General features: G+C 64.9%; 4 protein-coding genes and 2 pseudogenes. 4 read left to right on the top strand and 2 right to left on the bottom strand.

The features are described 5' to 3' along the window. Positions 1–1,011 (bottom strand): hypothetical protein (locus tag A5707_RS11840; protein WP_065014664.1); only part of this gene is annotated, 1,011 nt, incomplete at its 3' end. A 39-nt stretch (positions 1,012–1,050) separates the two neighbouring features. On the opposite strand from A5707_RS11840, the gene A5707_RS11835 reads away from it, so the two are divergent. From A5707_RS11835 to A5707_RS11825, 4 genes and pseudogenes are all read left to right on the top strand, one after another. Beyond that, on the top strand, positions 1,051–1,647 hold the full coding sequence (locus A5707_RS11835) for a TetR/AcrR family transcriptional regulator (protein ID WP_065014663.1): 597 nt from the start codon (positions 1,051–1,053) through the stop codon (positions 1,645–1,647). Positions 1,648–1,656: 9 nt separating this feature from the next. Further along, positions 1,657–1,740 (top strand): annotated as a pseudogene (locus A5707_RS24490) (LysR family transcriptional regulator); the annotation flags it as partial. 23 nt (positions 1,741–1,763) lie between these two features. Next, positions 1,764–2,024 (top strand): hypothetical protein, encoded by a 261-nt coding sequence (locus A5707_RS24140; RefSeq protein ID WP_331713145.1) that lies wholly within the window; start codon positions 1,764–1,766, stop codon positions 2,022–2,024. A 6-nt stretch (positions 2,025–2,030) separates the two neighbouring features. Continuing rightward, a complete protein-coding gene (locus tag A5707_RS11825) occupies positions 2,031–2,522 on the top strand; it encodes a nuclear transport factor 2 family protein (protein ID WP_156657829.1) in 492 nt (163 codons plus the stop codon). On the opposite strand, the pseudogene A5707_RS24485 reads toward A5707_RS11825, so the two are convergent. Beyond that, positions 2,523–2,612, bottom strand: a pseudogene (locus A5707_RS24485) (hypothetical protein); the annotation flags it as partial.

Here is a 2,612-nt window from a genome sequence, read left to right as displayed (position 1 = left end):
CAGCGAGATCCAGGCACCGTCGTCGTGGGCGGGCGACCGATGCACGGTCACACGGTTCTCGGATAGCTCGGCCCGCACGTAACCGGCGGGGTTGAGCAGCGGATGCAAGTCGAAAACCCGCAGCGCACCGTCAATGCCGTCGGGCAACGACAATGCGCGATGGATGCGCTCGGCGCCCAGGCCGGCCAAACCGATCAACTGGCGGGTGCCCACCGAGGCGGCCAGCGCGGCGTCTGAACCGGTCCGTGCTCGCACCGCGATCGCGAACGACAGATACAGCAGATGCATCTGCAGGCACACTTCGTCGGCCATGCGCACCAGCGCCGAATGCGAGAACGCACCGAAGTCAAGGTCGGAGAGCAGCGGGCCGGAGTAGTCGGCCAAACCCTCGTCAGCCGGATCGATTGCGTCGAGTTCCCATCCCGCAGCCGTGGTTTGGCGCACCACCTCCAACGCCGGGATGCCTTCGGCGGGCGGATAGGACTCGTCGATGATGACGGTCCACGCGCAGTGCGGGTGTCGATCGGCGGGCTCGCGGGGCGGGCGGTGAATGGGCCGCATCTGGGCTCGCGGATTGGTCGCGACCGCGGTGGCGTCGAACGTCGGGTCCTCGATTGTGTGGCACATACCGAACACGTAGTCGTCGCCCATCGGTTCCACGTCGAGCAGCGCACCGCAGTGGTCGAGTTGGAATTCGCCGTGCCAGCGGTCGTGCACGGTGTAACGGAAGTCCATGAACTGTGGCGGCGCACCGATGTCGAGCTGTAAGCCCTTGAAAATGGTGGGCACGTCGTCGCCCACGTAATTCAGCGCCCGCTGCATCCGTTGGGTGTAGATCGGGCTGGCCCCGGCCCACTCCTCGATGGCGATCTGCAGCATTTCCTCGCGGCCGAATTCCTGGATGCACCAGGCCATGCCGGACCGGTCGATCATGTGTCCGATCAACAGCAGCTCCGGGACCAAGACGGCAAGCTGCTCGCGGGACAGCCGCGCGTAGCGGGACAAGACCACGACTCCAAAAATAGACTCGGCTATGTTATAAAGTCAACTATGTCACCCAGCGTCGGCGTCAGCCCCACCCGGCGCACCAGCGCGCCCCGCAAACGCGGCGACGACACCCGCGCCAAGATCATTGACGAAACGGTCAGCTGCATCGTCGAAGAGGGTTTCGCCGCCGCGACGGCCAAGCACGTCGCCGAACGCGCGGGCGTGACCTGGGGCGTGATCCAGTATCACTTCGGCGACCGCAACGGCCTGTTGATGGCCGTGGTCGACGACGGCGTGACCAAGCTGCTGGAGTCGTTGTCGTCGGCCGAGGTCGGCGAGCTGCCATTGCGCGAGCGCATCGAAGTCGTCGTCGACACCGCGTGGAGCTGTTACAGCAGTCCGACGTCGATGGCCGCCTTCGAGATCCTGCGCGCCACCCGGACGAGTTCGCGGCGGCACCTGCTCGAGATGAACGACGCTATCGGCCAGCTCGGTCGGTTAGTCACCGACGACCCCGTCAACGACGGTGTGGCAGAGGTGATTTGGGCGGCGTTACGCGGTGTGGTGTTGGCTCAGATGATCGTGGGTGTGCCCGTCGACTGGCAGCGGGAACGACGCGCGCTAATCGACATGGTCACCCATTACCTGCAGCGCGCTTAAGCTCGGCGCATGGAACTGCGGCAGCTCCGCTACTTCGTCGCGGTAGCCGAGGAACTGCACTTCGGCCGCGCCGCAGAACGGATTCACATCTCCGTCCGGAGCGCACCTCGACCCGCATCCACGTCGCACTGCGTGACGGCCGTGAATTCCACCGTGAGCAATCCGATTTCGAGGGATCGCCGACGCGGCCGATGTCCTGGGAACGCGTCGTCGAGAAATTCCATTGGCTCGGTGAGCCGTTCGCCGACGAGGCGTTACGCGGCGAGATCGTCACCGCGGTGCAACACCTGGACGAGCGACCTGTCGCGGAGCTGACCGGTCTGCTGGCAGCGGTGAGCCCGGTGAGCCGGCGTCCCCGAACCCGCGGGCGGCTGTGAAGCCAGGTGTGTTGCAATGGCGTCATGAGCTCCCATGATCTCGCGGCCGACATCGAAGCGATCAAACAGATCAAGTACCGCTATCTGCGCGGATTGGACACCAAGCACTGGGACGACTTCGCCGCCACGCTGACCGACGACGTTGCCGGCGATTACGGGTCCTCACTCGGCGAGGAACTGCACTTCACCAACCGCACCGATCTGGTCGACTACATGCGCTCGGCGCTGGGCCCTAATGTCCTCACCGAACACCGGGTGACCCATCCCGAGATCACCGTGACCGGCGACGAGGCGTCTGGCACCTGGTATCTGCAAGACCGGGTGATCGTCGCCGAGTTCAACTTCATGCTGATCGGTGCGGCGTTCTACCGCGACCGTTACCGGCGTACCGCCGACGGATGGAAGATCAGTGCAACTGGCTACGACCGCACCTACGAAGCGACGATGTCGTTGGCGGGCTTGGACTTCAAAGTGAAAGCCGGTCGCGCGCTGGCCTGATCACTTGGCGATCGCGATCAGCGCGCCAGGACGCAGCCAGCGGATGATCTGCACCAGCGTGTCGTCCTCGATGGCCACGCATCCCGCAGT

Origin of the sequence: Mycobacterium kyorinense, from assembly GCF_001672775.1 — a bacterium.
Taxonomy (GTDB): Bacteria; Actinomycetota; Actinomycetes; order Mycobacteriales; family Mycobacteriaceae; genus Mycobacterium; species Mycobacterium kyorinense_A.
This window is presented reverse-complemented; position numbering and strand designations above follow the sequence as displayed.